Here is a 24233-nt window from a genome sequence, read left to right as displayed (position 1 = left end):
ATGCCCGCATCTGCCGTGATTCCGCGGCAGGTTTCTCCATGGGCCTGTGCTGGACGACATCCCGGCTTGTGCCATCCACTCTAACCTATGAAGGAGACCCCGATGTCGATCACTGCGGAAGAAAAAGCGCGCCTGATGAAAGAATTCGCAACCAAGGACGGCGACACCGGCTCGCCGGAAGTCCAGGTTGCAATCCTGACCTCGCGCATCAACACTCTGACTGAGCACTTCAAAACCCATAAGAAGGATAACCACGGCCGCCGTGGTCTCCTGAAAATGGTTGCTCAGCGCCGCAAGCTGCTGGACTACACCAAAGGCAAGGATGAGGCCCGTTACCAGGACCTGATCAAGCGCCTGGGTATCCGCCGCTAATCCGCGCTTATCCGGATTTCAGCGCCCGTTCCGAAAGGAGCGGGCGCTTTCTTTTGCAACGGAGCCATATAGCGGCGAAGTGCTCCCGCGCCCGCAGGCTCCCCGGCTGCGCCGGGCAACCCTTGGCCTTGGGCGGCGGTCCGTGCTGCGCACGGGCGGTTCCTGCTTGCGGCACGGCAGGCCCTGATGGGACGATGGCCGGTCTGAAAAGAAAACGCCGCCCCGGATGGAGCGGCGTTCTGCCTTTGCCGGAAACCGGCTGGATTTTACTCGCCGTAGGGCACCCAAATGTTCTTGATCTCGGTGGACTCCTGCAGGAAGCGCTTGGTCAGGTCCTGCGTCCAGTCGGTTGCGGTGCCGTCGTTGACCCAGGTGCGCTTCAGGTTACCCGCTGAGGCTGCTTCGATTGCTGCCGACAAATCGGAGGAGGAGAAGCTCCAGACCGCATCCACATTCAGATGCGAAGCGAGCGGTTTGGCCAGTTCTGCATGGCTGCCAGTCAGGATGTTTACAACGCCCGCAGGCACGTCCGAGGTCTCCAGCACCTGGTAGAAGTCGGTGGCCGCCAGCGGGAAGGGTTCCGAAGCGGCCAAAACCACCCGGTTGCCCATCGCAATCGCCGGTGCCATGGCGGAAACCAGTCCTAGAAGCGGTGCCTCATCGGCGCAGAGCGCTCCGATCACGCCAACCGGTTCCTTCATTGCCAGTGCTACGCCGCGGATTGGAACACCGTGCACCCGGCCGTCGAACTTGTCGGCCCAGGCCGCAGCTGAGAACAGGCGCTGTATTGAAGTTTCGACCTCTGCCGCGCCGCTCTTCCTGCCGGTCATGGCGTCGATCCGGGCGGAAAATTCCTCCGCGCGGGCAGAGAGGTTTTCACCGATATAATAGAGGATCTGCGCGCGCAGGTGGCCGGTTGTCTTGGACCACTTGCTTACGCCGGCTGCTGCCTCAACCGCATTGCGGACATCCTTACGGCTGCCTACGCCAACGTGTCCCAGCAGGGCGCCAGATTTTCCGTAGATTGCCCGGCTGTAGCCGCTGTCAGGGCGGGCTTGCTTGCCGCCGATATACATCTTGGCGGTGCGGTCCAGCGGGTCCGCCGGGGCGCCGGTGCCCGCAAAGGCTTCCACCTTGGCCAGCGGTTTTGGTTTGGCCTTGGCACGGGTATAAGCTGCCAGCCCCTCCCAGCCGCCTTCGCGCCCGAAGCCGCTTTCGCGCACGCCGCCAAAGCCTGCGGCGGCGTCAAACATGTTGGTGCCGTTTATCCAAACCACACCCGCAACCAGTTTCGGCGCCATGTCGAGCGCAAGGTTCACGTTCTCGGTCCAAAGCGTCGCGGCGAGACCGTAGCGGGTATTGTTTGCCAGCTCCACCGCCTCGGCGGGCGTGCGGAAGGTGCAGGACACCAGGACCGGGCCAAAGATTTCCTCCTGCATCAGGGGATCGGCTGGTGACAGGCCCTCGATCAGCGTCGGCGGGTAGAAGCAGCCGCCTTCGGGCATCTCCACCTGTGCCTGGTGCATGGTGCCGGCGCGATTGGCCGCGACCATGCTGCTGATGGTATCGAGCTGCACCGGGTCCACCACGGCGCCGACGTCGATGCATTTGTCAAGCGGGTTGCCGACGCGCAGTCCGTCCATACGGGCCTTGAGTTTGCTGTGAAAGCGTTCTGCGATGCCTTCCTGCACCAAAAGGCGCGAACCGGCGCAGCAGACCTGTCCCTGGTTGAACCAGATTGCGTCCACCAGCCCTTCGATGGCGGAATCGATATCGGCGTCGTCAAAGACGACGTAGGGGGACTTGCCGCCCAGCTCCAGGGTCAGCGCCTTGCCGCTGCCTGCAGTGGCCTCGCGGATCCTGCGGCCAACCGAAGTGGAGCCGGTGAAGGCAATCTTGTCCACATCCGCCGAGGTGATCATTTCTCCCACGGTGCCGTCGCCGGTGACGATGTTGACGACACCCTTGGGCAGACCTGCCTGGCGGCAGATATCGGCAAACAGCAGCGCGGTCAGCGAGGTGTATTCCGCAGGCTTCAGCACCACTGTGTTGCCCATGGCAATCGCAGGCGCGATCTTCCACGCCAGCATCAAGAGCGGGAAGTTCCAGGGGATGATCTGGCCGCAGACGCCCAAAGCCTCGGCGTCCGGCAGCTCGCTTTCCATCAACTGGGCCATGCCGGCATGATAGTAAAAATGGCGCTGGGCCAGGGGAATGTCGATGTCGCGGCTTTCGCGGATCGGCTTGCCGTTATCCAGTGTTTCCAGCACTGCAAACAGGCGGGAGTGCTTTTGCAGCAGCCGGGCAATCGCGTAGAGGTACTTGGCCCGGCCCGGGCCGCCGAGGGCTTCCCATTTGCCTTGCGCCTTGCGGGCGGCTTTGACTGCGTCGTCCACGTCGGCCTGAGTGGCTTGGGTCAGGGTCGCCAGCACCTCACCCGTGGCCGGGTTCCTGCTTTCAAAACCGTTTCCGGGGGCGGTGTACTCGCCATTGATGAAATGGCCGAAGCGGCTGCCCTGATCGACCAGCCAGGCCAGTGCCTCAGCGGCGCTTTCGGGAGCGGGGCCATATTCCATGCTGTCGAAGATCTCTTTTATGGTCATGATACTGATCCTTTTCGCGGAACAGGAATCCGGCCCGGTATTCGTGCCGGATTCCGGCGCCCTTACCCCATGGAGTGGCGGTAGCCGGCGGAGTATGCACCGGTGACATGATGCTCCAGCTGGCGCTCGATATCGCCCAGCAGCGACGAGGCGCCGAAGCGGAACAGGTCGGGCTGCAGCCAGCGGTGGCCTAGTTCGTCCTTCATCAGCGCCAGGTAAACCAGCGCGTCCTTGGCCTTGGAAATGCCGCCCGCCGGCTTGTAGCCGACGCGGTAGCCGGTGCGGTCATAGTAGTCGCGGATCGCACGGATCATCACCAGGCTGACGGGCAGGGTGGCATTCACGCTTTCCTTGCCGGTGGAGGTCTTGATGAAATCAGCGCCCGCCATCATGCATACAAGCGACGCCCGCGCCACATTGCGCAGGGACCCCAGTTCGCCGGTGGCCAGGATTGCCTTAACGTGGGCTTCGCCGCAGGCCAGGCGGAAGGCTTTCATCTCGTCATAGAGCGCCTGCCAGTTGCCAGTCAGGACATGGCGGCGGGAGATCACGATGTCGATCTCCTCGGCGCCAGCGTTGACGCTTTCGCCGATCTCCGCCAGCCGCAGGTGAAACGGCGACAGGCCTGCCGGGAAACCAGTGGAAACCGCGGCCACCGGGATGCCGGTGCCTTCCAGCGCTTTTACGGCGGTGGGGATCATGTCGTGGTAGACACAAACAGCCCCGGTGGTGAGGCCCTCCATCCCCAGGCTGCGCAGGATGCCGGCGTTCACTGGCTGGCGCGCCTTGGCGCACAGGCGGCGGACACGGCCTTCGGTGTCGTCACCGGACAGGGTGGTAAGGTCAATGAGGCTGATGGCCTTCAGCAGCCAGGCGGCCTGGTGGTCTTTCTTGACGCTGCGGCGGCCCGGCAGGGTGGCGCAGCGGCGTTCGATGGCCGAAGTATTGGCCTGCACGGCAGCGACCCAGTCCAGGTCCAGCTCCATGCCGGGGTTGCGCGGCTCAGCCAGCTGCGGCAGCTGCGCGCTTCGTTCAGCGATATGGCTTTCCATTGGGGATCCTCAGAAGAGTTCCGTGCGAAAATCGCACGGGTGCGGCATATTGGCAAGCGAGCGCCCGGGGCTGCCGTTAGGTTTTTTGACTGAATGGACAAATTTTTGGCCCGAAAAGGCAGCGCCGGGTAGCTGCGATCCCTTGGGGGCGGGCGGTAAAGCGGGGAAATCGTGTTTTGCGATTCTGCTGCCGCCGCGGCGCGCATTCCGGTGGCAGAATCGGCCCCACATGCTAAATTTAGCGGTATGAGCAGTGCAGAACCCCATATCAGCGAAAATTCGCGGCTTGAATCCCGTCCTGTGATCCGCCAGCTGGATGACAGTGCCATCAACCGGATTGCTGCCGGGGAGGTGGTGGAACGGCCGGCTTCTGCGGTCAAGGAACTGGTGGAAAACGCCATTGATGCCGGGGCAACCCGGATCACTGTGGAGATCGCCGATGGCGGCAAGACGCTGATCCGGGTGACGGATGACGGCTGCGGCATGACGCCAGAGGATCTGCCGCTGGCGCTCAGCCGCCATGCGACCTCCAAGATCGACGGCACCGACCTTTTGAACATCCACACGTTCGGCTTTCGCGGCGAGGCGCTGCCCTCGCTTGGCGCGGTGGGGCGGCTGACCATCACCAGCCGCGCAGCCGGGTATGAGGCGGCACAGATCCGGGTGTCCGGTGGCAAGCTGGAGCCGGTGAAGCCGGCGGCGCTGCGGGCGGGCACTATTGTCGAGCTGCGCGACCTGTTCTTTGCCACGCCGGCGCGGCTCAAGTTCATGCGCACCGACCGGGCGGAGTCGCAGGCGATCTCCGACACGGTGAAACGGCTGGCGATGGCGGAGCCCTCGGTGGGCTTCACCCTGCGCGATGTCTCGGGCGGCGGCGACGGGCGGGTGACCTTTCGGGCAGATCCTTTGTCCGGCGATCTGTTTGATGCGCTGCACGGTCGGCTGGCCTCGGTCCTGGGGCGAGAGTTTGCTGAAAACGCTTTGAAGATTGACGCCACCCGCGAGGGCATCCGGCTCTATGGCTACGCGGCGCTGCCGACCTATTCCCGCGGTGCGGCGGTGGCACAGTTCTTGTTCGTGAATACCCGACCGGTGAAGGACAAGATGCTGACCGGTGCGCTGCGGGCGGCTTATTTCGATTTCCTCAGCCGCGACCGGCATCCGGCGGCGGCCCTGTTCATCGACTGCGATCCGCAGCTGGTCGACGTGAACGTGCATCCGGCCAAATCCGAAGTGCGCTTCCGCGATCCCGGCTTGGCGCGCGGTCTGATCGTGTCATCGCTGCGCCATGCGCTGGCGGAGGCCGGTCACCGTGCCTCGACCACCGTGGCAGGTGCCACGCTGGGGGCAATGAAGCCGGAACAGTCCACCGCCGCCAGTGGCGCCCCGCGGATCTACCAGATGGACCGGCCGTCCTATGGCGCACGCAGCCTGTCCTATGCGGCGCAGTGCCCCGGCCAGCCGCAGGCGCCGTCCAATGATGCGCTGCCATCGCAAGGTTTTGCCGAACTGGCGGGAGCTTACAGCGGCCGGGTGACTGAAGTCGCCGAAGCTCCAGTGGCCCCGGGTCAGCCCTTGGATACGCCCGAAGCCGCCGCGCCCGGGGCCGAGCGGCTGCCGCTGGGTGCGGCCCGCGGCCAGGTGCACGAAAACTACATAATCGCCCAGACCGCGGACGGCATGGTGATTGTCGACCAGCACGCAGCACATGAGCGGCTGGTTTATGAGAAGCTGAAACGCCAGATGGCCGAAAACGGCGTTGCTGCGCAGGCTCTGCTGATCCCGGAGATTGTCGAGCTAAGCGACAACGAGTGCGCCTGCTTGCTGGGTGTGGCCGATGAGCTGGCAAAATTTGGCCTCGGGATCGAGGCATTCGGCGGCAATGCCGTTGCAGTGCGGGAAACCCCGGCGATCCTGGGAGAAGTCAACGCCGAGGCCATGATCAAAGACATCCTGGATGAGCTGTCGGACCAAGGTGAAAGCCAGCTGGTGCAGGCGAAAATCGAAGCGATCCTGAGCCGGGTGGCGTGTCATGGCTCGATCCGTTCCGGCCGCCGGATGCGCGGAGAGGAGATGAACGCGCTGCTGCGGGAGATGGAGGCAACCCCCCACTCCGGCCAGTGCAACCATGGCCGCCCCACCTACGTGGAACTGAAACTGGCAGATATCGAGCGCCTGTTCGGGCGCACCTGAACAAGAACCCCCGGTAAAGGGAGGACGAGCAGTGACATTGGAACAGGCCCACTGGGCAATCTACGCGCTGGCTGGGCTGGCCGCGCTTTTGGCGCTGGCGGGCTGGCGCTCGCGCGGGCACGCCCGGCATTTAGAGCGGGTGAACGCAGATCAGCGCAGCCATATTGCCGGGCTGAAGGCGGAAGTGGCGCGGCTGCCGGAGCTGACGGATGAGCTGGCCACCCTGCGCCGCACCAGCGAGAATGAACGCACAGCGCGATACCAGGCCGAAGCCCAAGTCCAAGCGCTGAAGGCAGAGCACGCGGCGCGACTGGAAGAACTCAGCCACATGAACCAGCAGATGGAGCACAAGTTTGCTTCGCTGGCTTCGGGCGTGCTCAAGCAGAACTCAGAGAGCTTTCTGAGCCTGGTCAGTGAGCGCTTTCAGGCGCACAGCAAGACAGCGGATGACGACTTGGCCAAGCGCCACGCGGCGATTGAGAGCCTTGTGAAACCCCTGGACCAGAAGCTTGGCCAGTTCGGCGAGCGGATCAAGGAGATCGAGCAGGCCCGCAACGAGGCCTATGGTGCGATTCAGGCGCAGGTGAAGCATTTGGCGGAGGGCCAGGCCACGCTGGGCGGCGAGACCCGCAAGCTAGTGCAGGCGCTGCGCGCACCCAAGACCCGCGGCCGCTGGGGCGAGATGCAGCTGCGCCAGGTCTTTGAGATGGCTGGCATGGCCGAGCATGTGGATTTCGAACTGGAAAAGAGCGTCGGCACCGACGATGGCCTGCGCCGCCCCGATGCGGTGGTGCGTATCCCCGGCGGCAAGAGCATCGTGGTGGATGCCAAAACCCCGCTGGAGGGGTATCTGGATGCGCTGGAGGCGGAAACGCCGGAGCAGCAGCAGGCAGCCCTGACCCGCCACGCAAACCACGTGAAGACCCATGTGCGCCAGCTGGCCTCGAAGTCCTATCAAAGCGCCCTGGGCGAAACGCCGGATTTTGTGGTGATGTTTATCCCCGGTGAGACCTTTGTGTCCGCCGCGGCTGAGGCGGATCCGGGGTTGATTGAGTATGCTTTTGAAAACAAGGTTCTGATCGCGACGCCGACCACGCTGATGGCGTTGGTCAAATCCATTGCTTACGGCTGGCAGCAGGAGAAGATGGCGGCAAATGCTGTCGAAGTGCAGAAGACCGCCAAGGAGCTTTATGACCGGCTTGCGACCTTCTCAAAGAGCTTGGCTTCGGTTGGTCGCTCGTTGTCCTCTTCAGTGAATAACTACAACAAGGCCGTTGGCTCTCTGGAAGCGCGGGTGCTGCCCTCGGCACGCCGGTTCGAGGCGATGGGGGTTGTGGCAAACGGGGCTGAGCTGGAAGATCCGGGCCAGGTGGAAGTCGAGCCGCGGCAGGTGGCGCTTTTGGCGGAGGAGTAGATGCGGCTGCCGCAGGCATGCCCAACGGTAAGACCGGAGCAGCCGGCGCTGCTGAGCGCGGCTGAGGTGGAAGCCGAACGCATCGTTGCGCTTTTGCGGATCGCTGTGGCGCTGGGCCTTATGCTGGCAATGGTGCTGGCCGTTGACTCAGTGCAGGCGATAGACGAGCCGCATTTGCGCCGCCAGATCGGGCTGGCGGCGGCCACCATGCTCTCCTACCTCACCGCCGGGGTGCTGATCTACTGGGCGATCGGAACGGGGCTGTTCAAGCCTTGGATGATCTGGCTGGCGGTCTTTGCGGACTGCGCGTTTCTGCTGCTGAACACCTTCCTGTCGCTGGTGAATACCGGAGTGCCCGGAAGTGCGCTTTTTGTGATGCCTGCAGTTTGGATGGCGCCGGTTGTGCTGGCTTTTGGCGTGCTGCGGCTCAACCCCTTGCGGCTGGCTGTGATGGTGGTTCTGGTTGCTGCGGGGCTTGGCTGGATGATCCTGTGGCAGCCGCCGCAAACCACGCCGGATCTTGCTGGGCGGATCACCCTGTCCCTGGCGCCGCCGCCGAACGTCATGCGTCTGGTGATGCTGTGCCTGGCAGGTGCCGTTCTGGTTGTTGCTGCAGTGCGGACGCGGGGTTTGCTGCACCGCTCAATCGAAGAAGCGCGGCAGAAGGCCAATTTGACCCGCTACCTGCCGGCCCAGCTGGCGGGGCGCCTGGCAGGCGGCGGGCTGGAAGCGCTGCAGGAGGGCCGCCAGCAGCAGATGGCAATTCTGTTCATCGACATCCGCGGCTTTACCAGCTGGTGCGAGGGCCGCGAACCGCAGGAGGTCAGCAGCCTGATTACGGAATTCCGCACCCGGGTGGAAGATGTGGCGGGACGGACCAGCGGGCTGATCGACAAATATATCGGTGACGCGGCGATGATCCTGTTTGAGGGGGAGCGGGCGGCGGCCCGGGCGCTGGACTGTGCCGAAGGCCTGCTGGCGGAAGTGGAGGCCTGGTGCCGCATGCGGGAGCAGGCGGGCGATGCGGCGCTGGCAGCAGGGATCGGGGTTCATTGGGGCGAGGTCTTCTCGGGCGTTACCGGCACACCGCAACGGCTGGAATATTCCGTTTTCGGCGACACCGTGAACACCGCGGCACGGCTTGAGCAGCTGACCAAAGAGCACGGCATGGCGCTGATTGCCTCTGAGGTGCTGCTGAAGCAAGCCGGGGCAGAGCCCGCGCGCAACGGCTGGACTGCACTGCCGGCAGGGGTCTTGCGCGGGCGCAGCACGGGGCTCGTGCTCTTCGGCAAGGCACAGGGCTGACCGCGGCTCCATTTGCCCCAGATCAAAGACTTAGGCGTTTCGCACGCGGTTTGATATGCTGAGGCAGCGAACAGAAGGAATGGAGCAATGCTGGAGATCTCAGTCCGCAAGGTGGCACAGGTGGCGATGATGGCCCGTGAACTGGGGCGGGCGGAGGGCGAGTTGCGCGCCTTCATCGACCGGATGAGCGAGGATCAGCAGTCCGAACTGGTCGGCATCATGTGGGTCGGCCGCGGGAGCTTCGAGCCTGAGGAACTGGGCGAGGCAATATATACCGCCCGCCAGGAGGCAACCACGCCGACCGTTGATTACCTGCTTGGCACGCCGCATCTGGCGGACAATCTGGAGGCCGGGCTGGAGGCGCTGGGCATCGACGTAAACGACGTCGAGGACGACGTGATCGGCCGCTAAGGCCGGGCAACCAAACCGTCAGAAATTCCTTGTATTCGCACAGAAAAGGGGCGCCGCGGTTATGGCGCCCTCTGCTGTTGACGCGACACCCGGGGCGCTGCCCCGGATCCCGGGATATTTGAGGCCACATGAACAGAGGATCTTGATGAGTGCCCGCAGGTTCCGCTTGCGGGCACTCCGGGCTGTCAGCCCTTACTGTCAACAACCTCGAGGTGCTGCGCCAGCTTGCCGATTTCACCCATCCATTTCTCCACCAGAGCCGGACCGCTGGGGGCGGCGTGAACCCCGGCGGCAATCTTACCGTTCATGGCGGCCTCAATCGCGAACGACACCGGGTACGACACCAGGCGCGCCATCGCGGTGCCGCGCTCGTCGCCCCAGGCGTCCATAACGTAGGTCTTGTGCCAGACCTCGGCACCGTCTCTTTCAGCCTTCAGGCCCACACAGAGGACGACTCGGTCCGGCTCACCTTCGTCATAGGCGTTCTCGGCCCAGAACTGGTCCGACATTTCCTTGAGGCGAGCGTCGCCTTCGGGGCCGGAGAGGGTCTCGACCTCCTTGAACACGTCCGCCCATGCGTCGGCCCAGCCGTTGAGGCGCAGGGTGCCGCGGACGAATTCCTTCACCTTCCAGTCCTCACCGAATTCATACTGCGTCATGAACGGGATCGAGTCGCGGTTCGGGTAGACTTCGAAGGTCTCCGGTGCGGGCAGCGGCGCCTCGTAAGAGGAGATCGCATCCCAGGGGCGGGCGACATCCAGTTCCTTGAAATCGCGGATCGACTTGGAGGGCGAGCGCAGCGCTTTCAGCACGCCAAGCGGCGACCAGCTGAACTTGTAGCGGAACGGGTTCGGCATTTTGGGAATGCCGCCGCAGTAGGAGATGAAGCTGATCTCGTTTTCCGGGTCAAAGGCATCGGACGCTTTGTAGTCCGCCACCAGCGCATGCGCCATCAGGTGGTCGATGCCGGGATCCAGCCCCACCTCGTTGATCAGGCAGACGCCTGCATCCTTGGCCTTCTGGTCCAGCGCGCGCATTTCCGGCGCGATGTAGGAGGAGGAGACAAAGTGCGCGCCGTGTTCAATCGCCAGCTCCGCCAGCGAAACGTGCCAGTCGCCGGGCAGCATCGAGACGATGACGTCCTTGGGGCTCAGCATCTGGCCCAGGTTGGCGATGCTGAAGGCGTGGATGTTGGTGGTCAGGTCGCCCACTGCCTCGCGCGCCTTGTCCGTGGTCCGGTTCCAGACCGCCACGTCGTGGCCTGCTTCCAGCAGGCGTCGCAGGCCGGGGATTGCCGACAGGCCGGTGCCGCACCAGTGTATAGTCATGAGAGTTCTCCCTTATCCGAATTTCAGTTTGGCTGTGACGATCACCAGAATGGCGGTCACGGCGCAGATATTTGCCAGGATCAAAGGCCAGTCGCCGACCATCACCCCATAGGCCAGCCATAGAGAAACCGTGGCCAGGAACATCAGGTTCGAGGGCAGCGACAGGCCGGAGGTGTCGCGGGAGGCCCAGGCCTTCCAGGCTTGGGGGATCCAGCAGACGGTGCCCAGGATGGCCGCCAAATAGCCGACGTAAGGCGCGATCATTCGGGCACATGCTCCAGGAAGGTGGCCTTGGCCCGGCCCCAGACACCCCTGTCCAGATCGGTAAGAGCCTGCAGCGAGGGCAGCAGCTGGGCGGCGTAATCCTCCGAGCTTTCCACCGGCAGCATCGACGGCAGGTTGTCGATGGCCATGACGTCAAGCACCGGGTTCTCGGCAACGCGCACCACGGGGACGTCCCAGGTAGTAGCCTGGGTATAGACCGGCACCGGGTTGTAATCGCTGTCCGGGTCGCAGGCGACATCGCCGATGGCGGTCAGCTTGCGTTCCGCAGCCAATGCTTCACGGGGAACAAAAACCGGGGTGCCGGGACGTGCGAAGATGCAGTTCAGGAACAGGTCATGGTCCAGGATCTGCGGGAAGGGGCCGCCGTTTGCGGTTTCGGCCATGTCCCATTTGGTGACCTGCACGCCCATTGCCTCGCAAAGATCAGCAGCGCCTGTGCCGACCCGGCCAAGCGCGCCGATGACAATGGCAGTGGGGCGGTCCTTGTTCAGTGCGTCAAGCTCTGCGCCAAGTTCGGCCAGCAGCGAATCCTTGCCGCCGTAAACGCCAACCGGCCCGCAGACCTCGCCGCGCTGCTGGGCCGCCCAGGCCTTCAGCGTCACCGCAGCCCCGGCATAGCCTGCCCAGTAGCCAAACGCAGCAACCCGGCGGTCGGCCTCATCGACGAGATACTCCAGATCATAAAGCGTGCCACCGCCGGCCTTGAACCGCTCCAGGAGAGCCTTGCCGGAGTGCTGGCCCTTAAAGGCATGGCCGAACATGATGTGGCGGTGCGGCAGCGGGGTGCCGTCCTCGGGCAGTTCCTTGAGGCCGAAGATGATTGCGTCTGCAGGCGCCTGGGGCCAGGAGTTTTCCGGCGCAATCTCGCAGCCCGCGTCAATGTAGCCCTGCAGCGGGATTGCCCGCACCGAGCTTTCCTCCACCGTGACCTTGATGCCGCCTGCTAGCAGCGCCTTGGCCCCTTCGGGGGTGAGGCCCACCCGCTCTTCATTGGGGCGCTGTTCGGCCCGTACCCACAGATGCGTCATTGTCATGTCCTTCAAAGCATTCCCTTGGCATAGACCGCGCGCACGGACTCGCGCTGTTCCATTGCCGTCATGAAGTTCTGGATTTTCGGGAAGTCCGCCACGTTTACCCCGTCGCCTTCAAGCCAGGTGCAGACCACATATAGATAGCAATCGGCGAGGCTTATTCCGTCACCCAGCACAAACGGCCCGCGCAGGCCAAACTGGCTGATGTACACGCAGGAGGCCGTCATGGTCTGCGGCACCATCTTCTGCATGTCTTTCCAGCTGGACCGCTCCTTGGCCCAGCGGGCGCCGCGCAGGCGGTGGGCGTGGTTCACATGCATGGTGGAGGCAAGGTAGAACATCACCTCGCGCATCCGGGCCAGCCGCACCGGATCCTGCGGGCGCAAGGAGGCCTCGGGCGCCGTGTCGGCGATGTATTCCAGAAGGGCGCCGGTTTCGGTCAGGATGCCGCCCTCGACGGCCAGCGCGGGAACCCGGCCCTTGGGGTTGATCTGAGCATAAGCTGCGCCAGCCTGCTGCTTGGCGGCAAAGTCGATTTCCACCGTCTCATAGTCGATCCCGGCTTCTTCCAGCGCGATGGCCACAGCCACTGAAATGGTGTTTGGGGCGTAATACAGCTGCATGGTCTTCCTCCCGTTCCGACGTCACAGATGTGTCTGGGCAAAATGCCGGTCCGGCGCTTCCAGATGCGGCACTGCGTTGAACAAAACCGGGCTCCAGTGGCCGCCGATGGGAAACAGCCGGTGCATGGAGGTGTTCATGATCGCCAGCGCAAGCCGCGCCATGCCCGTGGTGTCCAGCCCCATTGCCTGGCGCAGCGCCATTGAAATCAGCCCGCCCGAGGTGACCACCAGCGCCGGCCCTTCGCCTGCGGCGATCTCCTCCAGCGCCTGCCGCGTGCGGGTTTCGAAATGCAACCAGCTTTCGTAAGGCTCTGAAATTTCGTCTGCGGCCCAAGCGGTAAAGACCTTGGGCAGATGCTCGACAAAGCCTTCACGCTCTTGCGGGATCGGCAGCCCGTGCTGATCGCGCATCGCCTCAGCCAAGGTGAAATACTCCATCTCGTTGAGACGCGCGTCTTGCACGGCGTCCGTATATCCCATTGAGGCGGCGGTCTCGATATGCCGGGTCAGGGTGCCGCAATAGACACGCGGATGATGATTGCCGCTGCTGCGCAGGTGGTCTCCCAGCCAGGCGGCCTGCTGGTGGCCCAGATCGCTCAGCCGGTCATAGCTCGCCTCATCCCGGGCGCTGGTGTTGGCCTGGCCGTGACGGATCAGCGTGATGTGAGACATGGGCGGGCGGCTCCGTTGTTACCGGGGAAGTCTTAGGGGAGGTTCCGGGCAGAGGAAAGAGCGGGCTTGGCCCTGCCCTGGTCAAATTGATTGAGGGCGGGGAAATCCTGACGCACTCTATAGCTGCAACTCCGGAGACCTGTCATGCCCCTTGATCCACAGCGATTTCTAGATGACCTGCATAAGCTGCGCAGCTTTGGCGCGTCGGGCGTGGGCAAAGGGGTGATGCGCCAGGCCTATTCGGATGCCGATATTGCGGCGCGCAGATGGCTGGCGGGGAGGATGAAGAAGGCCGGTTTAGAGCCGCATTTCGATCCGCTAGGCAATCTTTTCGGGCTGGCCGGGGAAAGGAGCATGCTGGTGGGCTCGCACAGCGACAGCCAGCCCGAGGGCGGCTGGCTGGACGGGGCGCTGGGCGTGGTGGCCGGGTTGGAGGTCGCCCGTGCGGCCAGGGAAGCAGGCAGGCCGCCGATTTCCTGCGTCAGTTTTCAGGATGAGGAAGGGCGGTTCGGGGTTCTGACCGGATCGGATGTCTGGACCGGCAAGCTGGTATTGGAAAAGGCTGACGGTTTGACCGACACTGCCGGCAATACTCTTGCGGAGATGCGGGGGAAGATGGCGGGTTTAGCCGGGAATTTCCTGCCGCATAACCTGTTCAGCGGTTTCCTGGAAATGCATATCGAACAGGGGCCCTATTTGGAGGAAACCGGGCTTGGGTTGGGGGTGGTGACGGATATTGTCGGCATCCGCGATATGCGGATCAGTTTCGAAGGCCGCCAGAACCACGCGGGCACCACGCCGATGCACCTGCGCCGGGACGCGTTCCAGGCGCTGTCTGCATTCAACACAGCGCTGAACAGCCGGATTGCCGAAGTGGTGAACCCGGCCACGGTCTGGACCATCGGCCATGTGGCGCTGCACCCGAATGCATCCTCTGTGGTGCCGGGGCGAGTGGAGTTCTCGATGCAATGGCGCGATGCGGATGCAGACCGGCTGGCACGGATGGAGACTCTTATCGGGGAGACCGCCCAGGAGATCGCGGCCGATCATAACGTAACAGCGGAACTTAGTACGGTGATGGGGATCGAACCGGCGGCGATGGATGCGCGGTTTCAGGCGGAACTGGCTGCCGCGGCGGAGGCGCTTGCACCCGGGAAATGGCAGAAAATGCCCTCCGGCGCGCTGCATGATGCGGCCAATCTGGCCACGGTGATGCCTGCGGGGATGCTGTTTGTGCCCTCGATTGGAGGCATCAGCCATGCCTTTGACGAGGACACGGACGAGGCGGATCTGGTGCTGGGATTGCAGGTGCTGGACAGCGCGGCCCGGGCACTGGCGGGATGAATCTGGCGGTATGCAACAGAGACAGGGTGCTCCCGCCTGTTCTTGGACATTCAAAGAATGCCCGTCACAGTTGGGCCGGGCGCCGCTGGCGCGGCGCGGGTCAGGCCCGGCCGTAGCCGCGTTTCAGCATTCGCTTGCGGTGCTTGTCGGCGGCCAGCGAGGCCTCACGCAGGTTGCCGTAGATGTTGATAACGCTTCGCCCGCTGCCGCCGGCCACGCCCCATTCGCGCAGCACGGAAACCTCGGAAAACAAGTTCATCGCCAGCTCGATGCGGTAGAACCGCGACGGGCGCGAGTGGGCTTGGCGGTAGAGCAGACAGGTGGCCATGCAATGATTCTACGCGCAGCGATTCGCCCGGGCAAGAGGCCAGTGGCGCGTCTTTGCGCAGTCCTCCATCTGACGGGAGAAAGCACAGTGTTTTCAGGCGGCTTTATATTTTTTTTGGCGGGGTCAGACCCAGTCCACGTCGCCCAGAAAGATGTAGCCCGCGCCATAGATCGTCTTGATCAGCCGCGGGTTCTTGGGGTCTTCGCGCAGCTTGGTGCGCAGGCGCGAGATGCGCACATCCATCGCCCGATCGAAGCTTTCACCAGCGGCACCGCCAAGCGCCTCCTGCATCTGGGCGCGGGAGATCAGCCGCTTGGGGCTGTCCAGGAATAGCCGCAAAACCTCGCCTTCGGCATGGGAGAAGGGGGTCTCGGCGCCGGTGTCATCCTCCAGAACGTAGCGGTCGAAATGGGCGGTCCAGCCGGAAAACCGGGCGGTCTCGCTGGCGGGTGCGGCGGTGCGGGGGCCGCTGCGCAGGCGGGCGCGGACCCGGGCCACCACCTCGGCCGGATCAAAAGGTTTGGTGATATAGTCATCTGCCCCAAGCTCCAGCCCGGTTACCCGGTCCTGCACCTGGGCACGGCCGGAGATGATGATGACTGCCGCCCCCTGTTCCAGCGCCAGGCGGTGGACCAGCGCCAGCCCGTCGGTATCGGGCAGCGACAGATCCACAAGGCAGACGTCCGGTGTCACCCGGTTCAGTGCCGCCTCGAATTCACGCGCGCGGGCGAAGCTTTGGGTGCGGAAGCCTGCGTCCTCCAGCGTTTCGGTCAGGATCCGGCGGATTTCCGGCTCGTCATCCAGGATGGTGACCAGGGGCGATGTCATGCGGCGGGCTCCGGTGCGATCAATTCGGACAGCTGGTGGGTGGTGAAAGGTTTGCGCAAAACCGGCCCCCATTTCAATGCCTTGCGGAACAGAGGGTCGCTAGTCGGCAGCGAGGTCATCAGAATGATGGGAAGGCCTGAGCCGTCCAGGCGGGCAGCCAGGTCGATGCCGGTGGCGCTGCCTTCCAGTTTGATGTCTGAAAGCACCAGCGCGATGTCCGGCAGGTCGGCGGTGAGCGCGCTTGCCTCATCGACGCTGGCCGCTTCGATAACCGAATAACCGAGGTCGATCAGCATGTCGCGGAAACTGGCGCGCAGCTCTTCGCTGTCCTCGACCAAAAGCGCCATGCCGCCCTTGGCATCCGGGGCCTGCCGGTAGGGCAGCCGCAGGGTGACTGAGGCGCCGGTCAGGGTGTTGCCAAGCCGCATGTCGCCGCCCGCAAGCTTGGCCATGTCATAGACCATCGGCAGCCCCAGGCCGGAGCCCTCGCTGCCCTTGGTGGTGAAAAACGGGTTCAGGGCTTTCTCCAGCGCCTCGGCAGAGAAACCGGGGCCGGTGTCGGTGACGGTGATCTCCACCCAGGTCTGGCCGACTGCATGGGCGCTGACGGTGATCTGGCCGGAGGTGCCGCAGGCGTCGCGGGCATTCAGGATCAGGTTGAGCAGCGCATCCTGCAGCTTGCCGCTGTCCAGCAGCAGCACCTGATCCGGCATGTTGTCGAGGATGCTGAGCCCCATACCTTGCGGCAGCGAAGGGGAAGCCAGGATCTTCAGCTCCCCCAGAAGCTCATGCATGTTTGTGGCCTGAGGGCGCAGGGTGCGCTGGCCGGTCATTTCTGCAATCCGGTTCAGCAGCCGTCCGCCGCGCCTTGCCGCAGACAGGGTGCCTTGAACCATCTCCGCTGCTTCGCTGCTCAGCCCCATCTTTTCCAGCTTGCCCTGCATGCCAAGAATGATGGTCAGGAGGTTGGAAAAGTCATGTGCCAGCCCGCTGGTCATCTGCGCCGCCATCTCTCGGCGGCGGGCCTGTTGCAGGGCAACGCGGGCCTGGGTTTCTTCGGTCACGTCCATAGAAAGGATATAGACCCCGCCCTGCTGATCCGGTGTGAAAGCCACCCGGATGCGGCGGCTGCTGTGGCTTTCGGTGAACTCGAACACCGGGCTGCCGCCCTTGTAGGCAGCCAGCAGATGCGGCTCAATCCGTTCAAAGGCGTCAGGCCCCAGCGCGTCCGAGATATGCATGCCCAAAATGTCCGAGGGGCGGCTGGGAAATACAGAGCTGAGGCGGCGGTTAGTATAGGTGTAATAGCCATCCGCATCCACATGAGCGATATGGGCGGGCATCATTTCGGTGGTCAGCCGGGTGCGGCCTTCGATCTCGGTCAACTGCCGCTTGGCCTCTTCCAGCGCGGTATTGGTGGCCTCCAGCTGGCGGTTGGCAGCAGACAGCTCCTCGGTGTGGGCGATCAGTTTTTCGGACAACTCTTCCGACCGGGCACGCAGCAGCTGCTCTGCCCGTTTGGCGCGGGTGATGTCAGTATAGACGGTGACCCAGCCGCCCTGCGGCAACGGTGAGCCTTCGATCGAAATCATCTGCCCGTTTGGCCGTTCGCGCTCAAGATAGTGGGGCACGAAGTCCAGCGCCTGCTCAACCCGGGTCCGCACGATGTCTTCTATATCCGTTTCCGGCGCGTATTCGCCGTTTTCCGCCAGAAAGCGGATGGTATCGGCAAAGGACGCCCCGGGCTGCGTCAGGTGGTCCGGCAGATTGAACATTTCCTGAAAGCGGCCGTTGCACACGGCCAGCCGCAAATCATTGTCATAGATCGACAGCGCCTGGGCGATCAGGTTCAGCCCGGCGGTGGTCATGGCGGCGTGCTGTTTGCTTGTCCGGTTCATGGCTCTCCCCGGCCCATGGCTAGCACCGCTATCGAACAGGGGCAAATTGCCATTCAGCCGCGGCCAAGAACCCGGCCGCCGCGCACCGCAAAAATCGCCTCCTGATTGCCGGATGAAGGGAGCGGCTGCCGCCCCTTTCAGATTCGCATTTCAGAAAGAGTCACTGGTCCTTTGATTCGGCCTATTACCGATCTGTGCGCATCCCGCGCAGTTTCAGACGCGGCCGCCGCACGGCAGGAAGGATTCCCGGCGATGGGCGCCGCGGCGCCTCGCGTAACAACCTGTAAAACAAGGGGAAGACGTCTGTTACAATTCGTAAGATTTAGGAAAACTTCAGGAAAAAGTTGACGGGCTAACCTATGGCTGTCCCTAATCGGGGCCAGAACCGCGGACGGCGGTCGGTCCGGCAGCAACGCCGGAAAGGGAGGAAAAAAAGTTGGCTCAGATGCAGATGGGCGCCGAGGGGAAGCAATCCCTGCCGGCGCTGCTTCAACGCAATGCGGCGCAATTCGCAAACGCGCCGGCCTACCGGGAAAAGGAATTCGGCATTTGGCAATGCTGGACCTGGGCCGAGGCGGCAAAGGAAATCGAGGCGCTGGCGCTGGGTTTAATCAACCTTGGCGTGAACGAAGGTGATTTCGTTGCCATTATCGGCCGCAACCGCCCGTATCTCTACTGGTCGATGGTTGCTGCGCAGGCAGTCGGCGCCGTGCCGGTGCCGCTATATCAGGACGCGGTGGCCGAGGAGATGGCCTATGTGCTGGGCCATTGCGGCGCGCGCTTCGTGATCGTGGGCGATCAGGAGCAGGCCGACAAGGTGATCGAGATTCAGGATCAGCTTCATCAGTTTGAGCACATGATCTATCTCGACCCGCGCGGCATGCGTAAATACGACCACACCCAGCTGCACCAGTTCAGCCATATCCAGGATCAGGGCCGGGCGGCCTATGACGAGCTGATCGGCGAATTGAACGCGCGCCAGAGCAAGCTGAACTATGACAGCACCTGCGTGATGCTCTACACCTCCGGCACTACCGGCAAGCCCAAGGGCGTCGTGCTGTCGAACCGCAACGTGATCGAAAGCGCCAAGAACTCCGCCGAGTTCGACAAGCTGACACAGAGCGAGAATATCCTCTCCTACCTGCCGATGGCCTGGGTTGGCGACTTCATCTTCTCGGTTGGCCAGTCTTATTGGTGCGGCTTCTGCGTGAACTGCCCGGAAAGCGCCGACACCATGATGACCGACCTGCGCGAGATCGGTCCGACATATTTCTTTGCGCCGCCGCGGGTGTTCGAAGGCCAGCTGACCAATGTGATGATCCGGATGGAGGACGCGAGCGCCATGAAGCGCAAGATGTTCCACCATTTCCTGGCCCACGCCAAGAAAGTCGGCGGCGACATTCTGGACGGCAAGCCCGTCGGCATGATGGACCGCCTGAAATATGCGCTGGGCAATCTTCTGGTCTACGGGCCGCTCAAGGACACGCTGGGGTATGGCCGCATCCGCGTGGGCTACACCGCGGGCGAGGCGATCGGGCCTGAGATTTTCGATTTCTACCGCTCTTTGGGCATCAACCTGAAGCAGCTGTACGGTCAGACTGAGGCGACCGTGTTCATCACCGTGCAGCCGGATGGCGAAGTGCGTGCTGACACCGTCGGCGTGCCGGCGCCGGAGGTGGAGATCAAGATCGGCGACAACGGAGAGATCTACTACCGTTCGCCGGGGACTTTCGTGGAGTATTTCAACAACCCGGAATCCACCGCCTCCACCAAGGATCCCGAAGGCTGGGTGGCCACCGGCGACGCCGGCTTCTTCGAGGAAGGCTCTGGCCATCTGCGGATCATCGACCGCGCCAAGGATGTTGGCAAGATGGCCGACGGCAGCATGTTTGCGCCCAAGTATGTGGAAAACAAGCTGAAATTCTATCCGGACATTCTGGAAGCCGTGCTGTTCGGCAATGGCAAGGACCGCTGTGTCGCCTTCATCAACATCGACCTGACGGCGGTAGGCAACTGGGCTGAGCGCAATAATATCGCCTATGCCTCCTATCAGGAGCTGGCCGGCCATCCGCAGGTGCTGGCCTCCATCCGCGAGCATGTGAGCGCAGTGAACAAATCGGTTGCCGAGGATCCTATGCTGTCAGGCTGCCAGGTTCACCGCTTTGTGGTGCTGCACAAGGAACTGGATGCCGATGACGGCGAGATGACCCGCACCCGCAAGGTGCGCCGCCGTATCGTGGAAGAGAAGTTCGACGATATCATCACCGCGCTTTACGACGGTTCGGAAAAGGTCTCGACCGTCACGGAAGTGACCTATGAGGACGGCCGCAAAGGCTCGATCAAAGCGACGCTGACCATTGTCGATGCCGAAGTGAAACCGGCAGCGGTTCACAAGGTGGCCGCGGAATGACGCACGTATCTCCGGAAATAATCCCGCCCCGTGCCGGGCAGGCCGGAACGGTCTCAGATCAGGTCGGGGTTGAGTTCAGGGTGGAACGCGGTGTTGACCACCTGCTGAATCTTGAAGGTGGAACTGAACCCGTGTGTCTGCTCAATGATGGAGGCCAGGCTTTCGGATTGGCTGAGGCCCATCTGCTTGCATTCAAGTGCCATCTTCAGAAGGCAGGAATGCTCAAGTTCGCCGAACATAACGTCGATCTCCTTGCTGCTCGTTTCCCACAAGTATCGCATGGAAATCTTAAAATTTCTATGTGGCAAAAAAATGGAGGCCGTTGTTATGCTTGACAATTCCGAGAGCTACGTCACCGAAGACGGCCGCACCATCGGCGGTGTGGTGATGGAGATGAAGAACATCACCCTGCGGTTCGGCGGCGTGGTGGCGATCAAGGACATCTCCTTTGACATCCGCGAGGGCGAGATCCGTGCGATCATCGGTCCCAACGGTGCCGGCAAATCCTCGATGCTGAACGTGATCTCAGGCTTTTATGTGCCGCAGGAGGGAGAAGTCTGGTTCCGCGGCTCCAAGCGGCCGCAGATGAGACCCTATGAGGTGGCCCGCCAGGGCATTGCCCGGACCTTCCAGAATATCGCGCTGTTTGATGGCATGAGCGTTCTGGACAACGTCATGACCGGTCGGCTCAACTATATGAAAACAGGACTGTTTTCGCAGGCTCTGTGGAAGGGCAAAGCGGAAAAGGAAGAGACCGAAAACCGCGAGATCGTGGAGCGGGTCATCGACTTTCTGGAAATTCAGCATATCCGAAAGACTCCGGTGGCGCGGCTGCCCTATGGCCTGAAGAAAAGGGTCGAACTGGCGCGGGCGCTGGCGGCGGAACCGAAGCTGCTGCTGCTGGATGAGCCGATGGCGGGCATGAACGTCGAGGAGAAAGAGGACATGTCCCGCTTCATCCTGGATGTGAACGACGAGTTCGGCACCACCATTGCCCTGATCGAGCATGACATGGGCGTGGTGATGGACCTCAGCGACCGGGTCGTGGTGATGGATTACGGCAAGAAGATCGGTGACGGCACGCCGGATGAGGTGCGCAATAACCAGGATGTGATCGACGCTTATCTGGGGGTCAGCCATGACTGAGTTGCACTGCAGCAACACCAGCCGCCGGCAGGGTGACACCCGTACACCCCTTGTGCACCCCCTGTGCACCGCCGCAGCGCAGAATTCCGAGGAGAGCCTCTAATGCCCGAACAACTTGTCTTTGCGATGGAAGTCACGCTGAACGGCCTGATGGCGGGCGTGCTTTATGCGCTGGTCGCGCTGGGGTTTGTCCTGATCTACAAGGCGTCCGGCATTTTCAACTATGCCCAGGGCGTGATGGCGCTGTTTGCGGCGATGACGCTGGTCGGGATCATGCAGGGGCAGGTGCCTTTCTCGCATGTGATCAACGCGGTCTTCGGCGGCCACGTCACCCATTTCGGCTGGAACGTGCCCGGTGTGCTGGCGATTGCCCTGACCGTGGCGGTGATGGTGCTGCTGGCCTGGCTGGTGCAGGTGTTGGTGATGAAGCATCTGGTGGGGCAGGAGCCGATCATCCTGTTCATGGCCACCATCGGGCTTGCCTATTTCCTGGAAGGCGTGGCTGACCTGATGTGGGGCTCCGAGATCAAGACGCTGGACGTGGGCCTGCCGCAGGGCATCAACCTGTGGATTGACGAGACCACCTTCAACATCTTCGGCTACGGCTTCTTTATCGACAATCTGGACATCGTGGCGACCGTCATCGCGGCGCTGCTGGTGGCGGGCCTGGTCTGCTTTGCCCAGTACACCAAACAGGGCCGGGCGATGCGCGCTGTGGCGGATGACCACCAGGCAGCCCTGTCGGTCGGCATCTCGCTGAACTTCATCTGGGTGCTGGTCTGGTCGGTCGCAGGCTTTGTGGCGCTGGTTGCCGGCATCGTCTGGGGCACCAAGTCCGGCGTGCAGTTCTCGCTGTCGCTGATCGCGCTGAAGGCGCTGCCGGTGCTGATGCTGGGCGGCTTCACCTCGATCCCCGGCGCCATTGTCGGCGGCCTGATCATCGGTGTGGGCGAGAAACTGTTCGAATTCGCCATCGGCCCGATGGTCGGCGGCGCCACCGAGAACTGGTTTGCCTATGTGCTGGCGCTGCTGTTCCTAGTGTTCCGTCCTCAGGGCCTGTTCGGGGAGAAGATCATTGAACGGGTCTGAGGCTCATATGATCTGCTCCCTGCGTGCTCAGCCCTCGAGCCGGCGGAAGGCGGCGATGACGACGGCGGCAAAGACGCTAGCAACCAGTGTGAAAGCGATGGTGAGATCGCCAATCACCTGCCCGGCGAGGAAGGTCAGCACTCCCGCCCCGCATAGCCCGATCAGCATCGGCCCCCAAGGGCCGGGTGCGTCTCTGGCAACTGCCCGCCTTGGCGGCTGCGCTTCAAACGGCGGCAGCACGGTTGCGTCCTCGACGGTTTCCAGCAGCCGGCCCTTGGCCACTGCGTATTCGGATGCTGAAATCCATCCCTTCTTCCGCGCGGCCTCCAGCCGCCGGATTTCCTCGAAAATCGCGGTCATTAGTCCCACTCACTTTACCCGCCAACATGCTGGCAAAGAGATTTGGGCGAAATGTGGCGAAGCCGGGATTTCTGAAGAAGTGGTTAACGTCGGGGCGGCGGCATGAACAAGCTGATTGCCATCGTCAATGTGGTCGCCTGGGCCGGGTTCTGGTCCTTCGGCTATCTGGCGCTGACGGCGGAAAGCTATAGCGAAACCCAGGTGGTGACCGCAGCGCTGCTGGCCTCGGCCGGGCTTATCACAGGCATCATCGCCTACCTTCGGCTGGTGCGCGGCAGCGAACACAGCGGATATGCCAGACCATCGGCGCGGATGACCCGCGAACAGCGTGACGCCGCGCAGGCGCAGTGGGGGCAGGTCGAATGAGTGCCGCCGCTGAAACATTCAAGACAGACACCCGGACCGGGTCCCGTTTGCAAGAGAAAGGGAGCATCTGAGACATGTTCTACCGTGAAGCCGGGGATTTCAAAGTCTCCTATGCAGATGACAGCCAGACTTTCCCGATCAAGTTCGACCGCTACCGGTACTATGTGGTGCTGGCGGTGGCCTTTGGCCTCATCCCCTTCCTGATCAACGATTATTGGGCCAATGCGATCCTGCTGCCGTTCCTGATTTACTCGATTGCGGCAATCGGGCTGAACATCCTAGTCGGCTATTGCGGACAGGTCTCCCTGGGGACCGGCGGGTTCATGGCGGTGGGGGCCTATGCCTGCTACAAGCTGATGACTGCCTTCCCGGAAGTCAGCATGTTCATTCACGTGCTGCTTGCGGGCGGTATCACCGCAGGGGTCTGTGTGCTGTTCGGCCTGCCGTCCTTGCGCATCAAGGGCTTCTATCTGGCGGTGGCGACGCTGGCAGCGCAGTTCTTCCTGGTGTGGCTGTTCAACCGGGTGCCGTGGTTCTACAACTATTCGGCCTCGGGCCAGATCAACGCGCCGGAGCGCGATACCTTTGGCATCATCATCACCGGCCCCAATGCGCCGGCCTGGGCCACCTATCTGTTTTGCCTGATTTTCCTGACCATCTGCGCGCTGATTGCCCGCAACCTGACCCGCGGCACCGTGGGCCGCAGCTGGATGGCAATCCGCGACATGGACATCGCGGCTGAGATCATCGGGGTGAACCCGCTGAAGGCCAAACTGACCGCCTTTGCTGTCTCCGGCTTCTTTATCGGCATCTCCGGTGCGCTGTTCTTTGCGGTCTATCTGGGCGCGGTCGAGGTCGGCGAGGCCTTTGGCATCAACAAATCGTTCCTGGTGCTGTTCATGGTGATCCTGGGCGGTTTGGGCTCGATCTTCGGCTCCTTTGCCGGTGCTGCCTTCCTGGTGCTGCTGCCGGTGGTGCTGAAGGTGGTCGGCGTCGACCTGCTGAACTGGCCCACCGACATCGTGGCGCATTTCCAGCTGGTGATCGTCGGCGCGCTGATCATCGTCTTCCTGATCGCGGAGCCGCACGGCATGGCGCAGCTGTGGCGCGTTGCCAAGGAAAAACTGAGACTCTGGCCCTTCCCGCACTAAGGCGGGGCGGCACACACGCTGGCG

The 24233-nt window shown here is 62.8% G+C and carries 23 protein-coding genes; 11 read left to right on the top strand and 12 right to left on the bottom strand.

All coding sequences use genetic code 11. The features are described 5' to 3' along the window. Positions 1-102 precede the first annotated feature (102 nt). Complete coding sequence (rpsO, locus tag CAER_RS0112715) at positions 103-372, top strand: 30S ribosomal protein S15 (protein ID WP_008555454.1); 270 nt, start codon at positions 103-105, stop codon at positions 370-372. 266 nt (positions 373-638) lie between these two features. Here the strand turns inward: rpsO and CAER_RS0112710 are convergent, their stop codons facing one another. Next, complete coding sequence (locus tag CAER_RS0112710; protein ID WP_027235703.1) at positions 639-2975, bottom strand: aldehyde dehydrogenase family protein; 2337 nt, start codon at positions 2973-2975, stop codon at positions 639-641. 62 nt (positions 2976-3037) lie between these two features. Beyond that, the gene (gene deoC, locus CAER_RS0112705) at positions 3038-4027 is read right to left on the bottom strand and encodes a deoxyribose-phosphate aldolase (RefSeq protein WP_027235702.1); all 990 of its coding nucleotides are present in this window, start codon (positions 4025-4027) and stop codon (positions 3038-3040) included. Between the two features lie 246 nt (positions 4028-4273). Here deoC and mutL point away from each other — a divergent pair, with 246 nt between their 5' ends. The 4 genes from mutL (at position 4274) to CAER_RS0112685 (ending at position 9350) form a co-directional block, all read left to right on the top strand. Next, positions 4274-6220, top strand: coding sequence for a DNA mismatch repair endonuclease MutL (mutL, locus tag CAER_RS0112700; RefSeq protein WP_027235701.1), 1947 nt, complete (start codon positions 4274-4276; stop codon positions 6218-6220). Positions 6221-6251: 31 nt separating this feature from the next. After that, a complete protein-coding gene (locus CAER_RS0112695) occupies positions 6252-7634 on the top strand; it encodes a DNA recombination protein RmuC (RefSeq protein WP_027235700.1) in 1383 nt (460 codons plus the stop codon). Beyond that, positions 7635-8939 carry an adenylate/guanylate cyclase domain-containing protein gene (locus CAER_RS0112690; protein ID WP_027235699.1) on the top strand — a complete coding sequence of 435 codons (1305 nt, stop codon included), beginning with the start codon at positions 7635-7637 and terminating at the stop codon, positions 8937-8939. 87 nt (positions 8940-9026) lie between these two features. Beyond that, positions 9027-9350: a DUF3775 domain-containing protein gene (locus CAER_RS0112685; protein ID WP_019295110.1), complete on the top strand. Its 324-nt coding sequence runs from the start codon at positions 9027-9029 to the stop codon at positions 9348-9350. 185 nt (positions 9351-9535) lie between these two features. On the opposite strand, the gene CAER_RS0112680 is transcribed toward CAER_RS0112685, so the two are convergent. From CAER_RS0112680 to CAER_RS0112660, 5 genes are read right to left on the bottom strand one after another with little or no spacing between them, the layout of a single operon-like run. Further along, on the bottom strand, positions 9536-10678 hold the full coding sequence (locus CAER_RS0112680) for a saccharopine dehydrogenase family protein (RefSeq protein WP_027235698.1): 1143 nt from the start codon (positions 10676-10678) through the stop codon (positions 9536-9538). A 12-nt stretch (positions 10679-10690) separates the two neighbouring features. Continuing rightward, positions 10691-10942 carry a SemiSWEET family sugar transporter gene (locus CAER_RS0112675; RefSeq protein ID WP_027235697.1) on the bottom strand — a complete coding sequence of 84 codons (252 nt, stop codon included), beginning with the start codon at positions 10940-10942 and terminating at the stop codon, positions 10691-10693. Next, positions 10939-11991, bottom strand: coding sequence for a saccharopine dehydrogenase (locus tag CAER_RS0112670; RefSeq protein WP_027235696.1), 1053 nt, complete (start codon positions 11989-11991; stop codon positions 10939-10941). The genes CAER_RS0112675 and CAER_RS0112670 overlap by 4 nt, the downstream gene beginning before the upstream one ends. An 11-nt stretch (positions 11992-12002) precedes the next feature. Continuing rightward, entirely contained in the window at positions 12003-12617 is a 615-nt protein-coding gene (locus CAER_RS0112665) for a glutathione S-transferase family protein (protein ID WP_027235695.1), read from the bottom strand. Between the two features lie 21 nt (positions 12618-12638). Further along, the gene (locus tag CAER_RS0112660; protein ID WP_027235694.1) at positions 12639-13289 is read right to left on the bottom strand and encodes a histidine phosphatase family protein; all 651 of its coding nucleotides are present in this window, start codon (positions 13287-13289) and stop codon (positions 12639-12641) included. 144 nt (positions 13290-13433) lie between these two features. Between CAER_RS0112660 and CAER_RS0112655 the strand changes: the two genes are divergently transcribed. Further along, positions 13434-14633 carry a hydantoinase/carbamoylase family amidase gene (locus tag CAER_RS0112655; RefSeq protein WP_027235693.1) on the top strand — a complete coding sequence of 400 codons (1200 nt, stop codon included), beginning with the start codon at positions 13434-13436 and terminating at the stop codon, positions 14631-14633. Between the two features lie 100 nt (positions 14634-14733). Here the strand turns inward: CAER_RS0112655 and CAER_RS0112650 are convergent, their stop codons facing one another. The 3 genes from CAER_RS0112650 to CAER_RS0112640 form a co-directional block, all read right to left on the bottom strand. Next, on the bottom strand, positions 14734-14961 hold the full coding sequence (locus tag CAER_RS0112650) for a WGR domain-containing protein (protein WP_027235692.1): 228 nt from the start codon (positions 14959-14961) through the stop codon (positions 14734-14736). Positions 14962-15084: 123 nt separating this feature from the next. Continuing rightward, on the bottom strand, positions 15085-15789 hold the full coding sequence (locus CAER_RS0112645; protein WP_027235691.1) for a response regulator transcription factor: 705 nt from the start codon (positions 15787-15789) through the stop codon (positions 15085-15087). Continuing rightward, positions 15786-17687 (bottom strand): hybrid sensor histidine kinase/response regulator, encoded by a 1902-nt coding sequence (locus CAER_RS0112640; RefSeq protein WP_027235690.1) that lies wholly within the window; start codon positions 17685-17687, stop codon positions 15786-15788. The genes CAER_RS0112645 and CAER_RS0112640 overlap by 4 nt, the downstream gene beginning before the upstream one ends. A gap of 445 nt (positions 17688-18132) precedes the next feature. On the opposite strand from CAER_RS0112640, the gene CAER_RS0112635 reads away from it, so the two are divergent. Beyond that, positions 18133-20097 carry an AMP-binding protein gene (locus CAER_RS0112635; protein WP_027235689.1) on the top strand — a complete coding sequence of 655 codons (1965 nt, stop codon included), beginning with the start codon at positions 18133-18135 and terminating at the stop codon, positions 20095-20097. Positions 20098-20150: 53 nt separating this feature from the next. Here CAER_RS0112635 and CAER_RS0112630 read toward each other — a convergent pair whose 3' ends face one another. Further along, a complete protein-coding gene (locus CAER_RS0112630) occupies positions 20151-20378 on the bottom strand; it encodes a hypothetical protein (protein ID WP_245597361.1) in 228 nt (75 codons plus the stop codon). 46 nt (positions 20379-20424) lie between these two features. Here CAER_RS0112630 and CAER_RS0112625 point away from each other — a divergent pair, with 46 nt between their 5' ends. Beyond that, positions 20425-21243, top strand: coding sequence for an ABC transporter ATP-binding protein (locus tag CAER_RS0112625; RefSeq protein WP_027235687.1), 819 nt, complete (start codon positions 20425-20427; stop codon positions 21241-21243). 102 nt (positions 21244-21345) lie between these two features. Next, positions 21346-22332: a branched-chain amino acid ABC transporter permease gene (locus CAER_RS0112620; RefSeq protein ID WP_027235686.1), complete on the top strand. Its 987-nt coding sequence runs from the start codon at positions 21346-21348 to the stop codon at positions 22330-22332. A 27-nt stretch (positions 22333-22359) separates the two neighbouring features. Here the strand turns inward: CAER_RS0112620 and CAER_RS0112615 are convergent, their stop codons facing one another. Beyond that, positions 22360-22692, bottom strand: a complete 333-nt coding sequence (locus CAER_RS0112615) for a hypothetical protein (RefSeq protein WP_027235685.1) — start codon at positions 22690-22692, stop codon at positions 22360-22362. 102 nt (positions 22693-22794) lie between these two features. Here CAER_RS0112615 and CAER_RS0112610 point away from each other — a divergent pair, with 102 nt between their 5' ends. Next, positions 22795-23058, top strand: coding sequence for a hypothetical protein (locus tag CAER_RS0112610; protein ID WP_027235684.1), 264 nt, complete (start codon positions 22795-22797; stop codon positions 23056-23058). A 74-nt stretch (positions 23059-23132) separates the two neighbouring features. Beyond that, the gene (locus CAER_RS0112605) at positions 23133-24209 is read left to right on the top strand and encodes a branched-chain amino acid ABC transporter permease (protein WP_027235683.1); all 1077 of its coding nucleotides are present in this window, start codon (positions 23133-23135) and stop codon (positions 24207-24209) included. Positions 24210-24233 lie beyond the last annotated feature (24 nt).

This window comes from Leisingera caerulea DSM 24564 (assembly GCF_000473325.1).
Taxonomy (GTDB): domain Bacteria; phylum Pseudomonadota; class Alphaproteobacteria; order Rhodobacterales; family Rhodobacteraceae; genus Leisingera; species Leisingera caerulea.
This window is presented reverse-complemented; position numbering and strand designations above follow the sequence as displayed.

What these genes read in the sequence shown, in the direction of transcription:
- rpsO (WP_008555454.1), top strand. Translation starts at nt 103, where the DNA reads ATGTCGATCACTGCGGAAGAAAAAGCGCGCCTGATGAAAGAATTCGCA.
- CAER_RS0112655 (WP_027235693.1), top strand. Translation starts at nt 13,434, where the DNA reads ATGCCCCTTGATCCACAGCGATTTCTAGATGACCTGCATAAGCTGCGC.
- CAER_RS0112610 (WP_027235684.1), top strand. Translation starts at nt 22,795, where the DNA reads ATGAACAAGCTGATTGCCATCGTCAATGTGGTCGCCTGGGCCGGGTTC.
- CAER_RS0112690 (WP_027235699.1), top strand. Translation starts at nt 7,635, where the DNA reads ATGCGGCTGCCGCAGGCATGCCCAACGGTAAGACCGGAGCAGCCGGCG.
- CAER_RS0112640 (WP_027235690.1), bottom strand. Translation starts at nt 17,687, where the DNA reads ATGAACCGGACAAGCAAACAGCACGCCGCCATGACCACCGCCGGGCTG.
- CAER_RS0112630 (WP_245597361.1), bottom strand. Translation starts at nt 20,378, where the DNA reads ATGCGATACTTGTGGGAAACGAGCAGCAAGGAGATCGACGTTATGTTC.
- CAER_RS0112605 (WP_027235683.1), top strand. Translation starts at nt 23,133, where the DNA reads ATGTTCTACCGTGAAGCCGGGGATTTCAAAGTCTCCTATGCAGATGAC.
- CAER_RS0112645 (WP_027235691.1), bottom strand. Translation starts at nt 15,789, where the DNA reads ATGACATCGCCCCTGGTCACCATCCTGGATGACGAGCCGGAAATCCGC.
- CAER_RS0112680 (WP_027235698.1), bottom strand. Translation starts at nt 10,678, where the DNA reads ATGACTATACACTGGTGCGGCACCGGCCTGTCGGCAATCCCCGGCCTG.
- CAER_RS0112650 (WP_027235692.1), bottom strand. Translation starts at nt 14,961, where the DNA reads ATGGCCACCTGTCTGCTCTACCGCCAAGCCCACTCGCGCCCGTCGCGG.
- CAER_RS0112635 (WP_027235689.1), top strand. Translation starts at nt 18,133, where the DNA reads ATGCAGATGGGCGCCGAGGGGAAGCAATCCCTGCCGGCGCTGCTTCAA.
- CAER_RS0112670 (WP_027235696.1), bottom strand. Translation starts at nt 11,991, where the DNA reads ATGACGCATCTGTGGGTACGGGCCGAACAGCGCCCCAATGAAGAGCGG.
- CAER_RS0112710 (WP_027235703.1), bottom strand. Translation starts at nt 2,975, where the DNA reads ATGACCATAAAAGAGATCTTCGACAGCATGGAATATGGCCCCGCTCCC.
- CAER_RS0112675 (WP_027235697.1), bottom strand. Translation starts at nt 10,942, where the DNA reads ATGATCGCGCCTTACGTCGGCTATTTGGCGGCCATCCTGGGCACCGTC.
- deoC (WP_027235702.1), bottom strand. Translation starts at nt 4,027, where the DNA reads ATGGAAAGCCATATCGCTGAACGAAGCGCGCAGCTGCCGCAGCTGGCT.
- CAER_RS0112665 (WP_027235695.1), bottom strand. Translation starts at nt 12,617, where the DNA reads ATGCAGCTGTATTACGCCCCAAACACCATTTCAGTGGCTGTGGCCATC.
- CAER_RS0112625 (WP_027235687.1), top strand. Translation starts at nt 20,425, where the DNA reads ATGCTTGACAATTCCGAGAGCTACGTCACCGAAGACGGCCGCACCATC.
- CAER_RS0112620 (WP_027235686.1), top strand. Translation starts at nt 21,346, where the DNA reads ATGCCCGAACAACTTGTCTTTGCGATGGAAGTCACGCTGAACGGCCTG.
- CAER_RS0112615 (WP_027235685.1), bottom strand. Translation starts at nt 22,692, where the DNA reads ATGACCGCGATTTTCGAGGAAATCCGGCGGCTGGAGGCCGCGCGGAAG.
- CAER_RS0112685 (WP_019295110.1), top strand. Translation starts at nt 9,027, where the DNA reads ATGCTGGAGATCTCAGTCCGCAAGGTGGCACAGGTGGCGATGATGGCC.
- mutL (WP_027235701.1), top strand. Translation starts at nt 4,274, where the DNA reads ATGAGCAGTGCAGAACCCCATATCAGCGAAAATTCGCGGCTTGAATCC.
- CAER_RS0112660 (WP_027235694.1), bottom strand. Translation starts at nt 13,289, where the DNA reads ATGTCTCACATCACGCTGATCCGTCACGGCCAGGCCAACACCAGCGCC.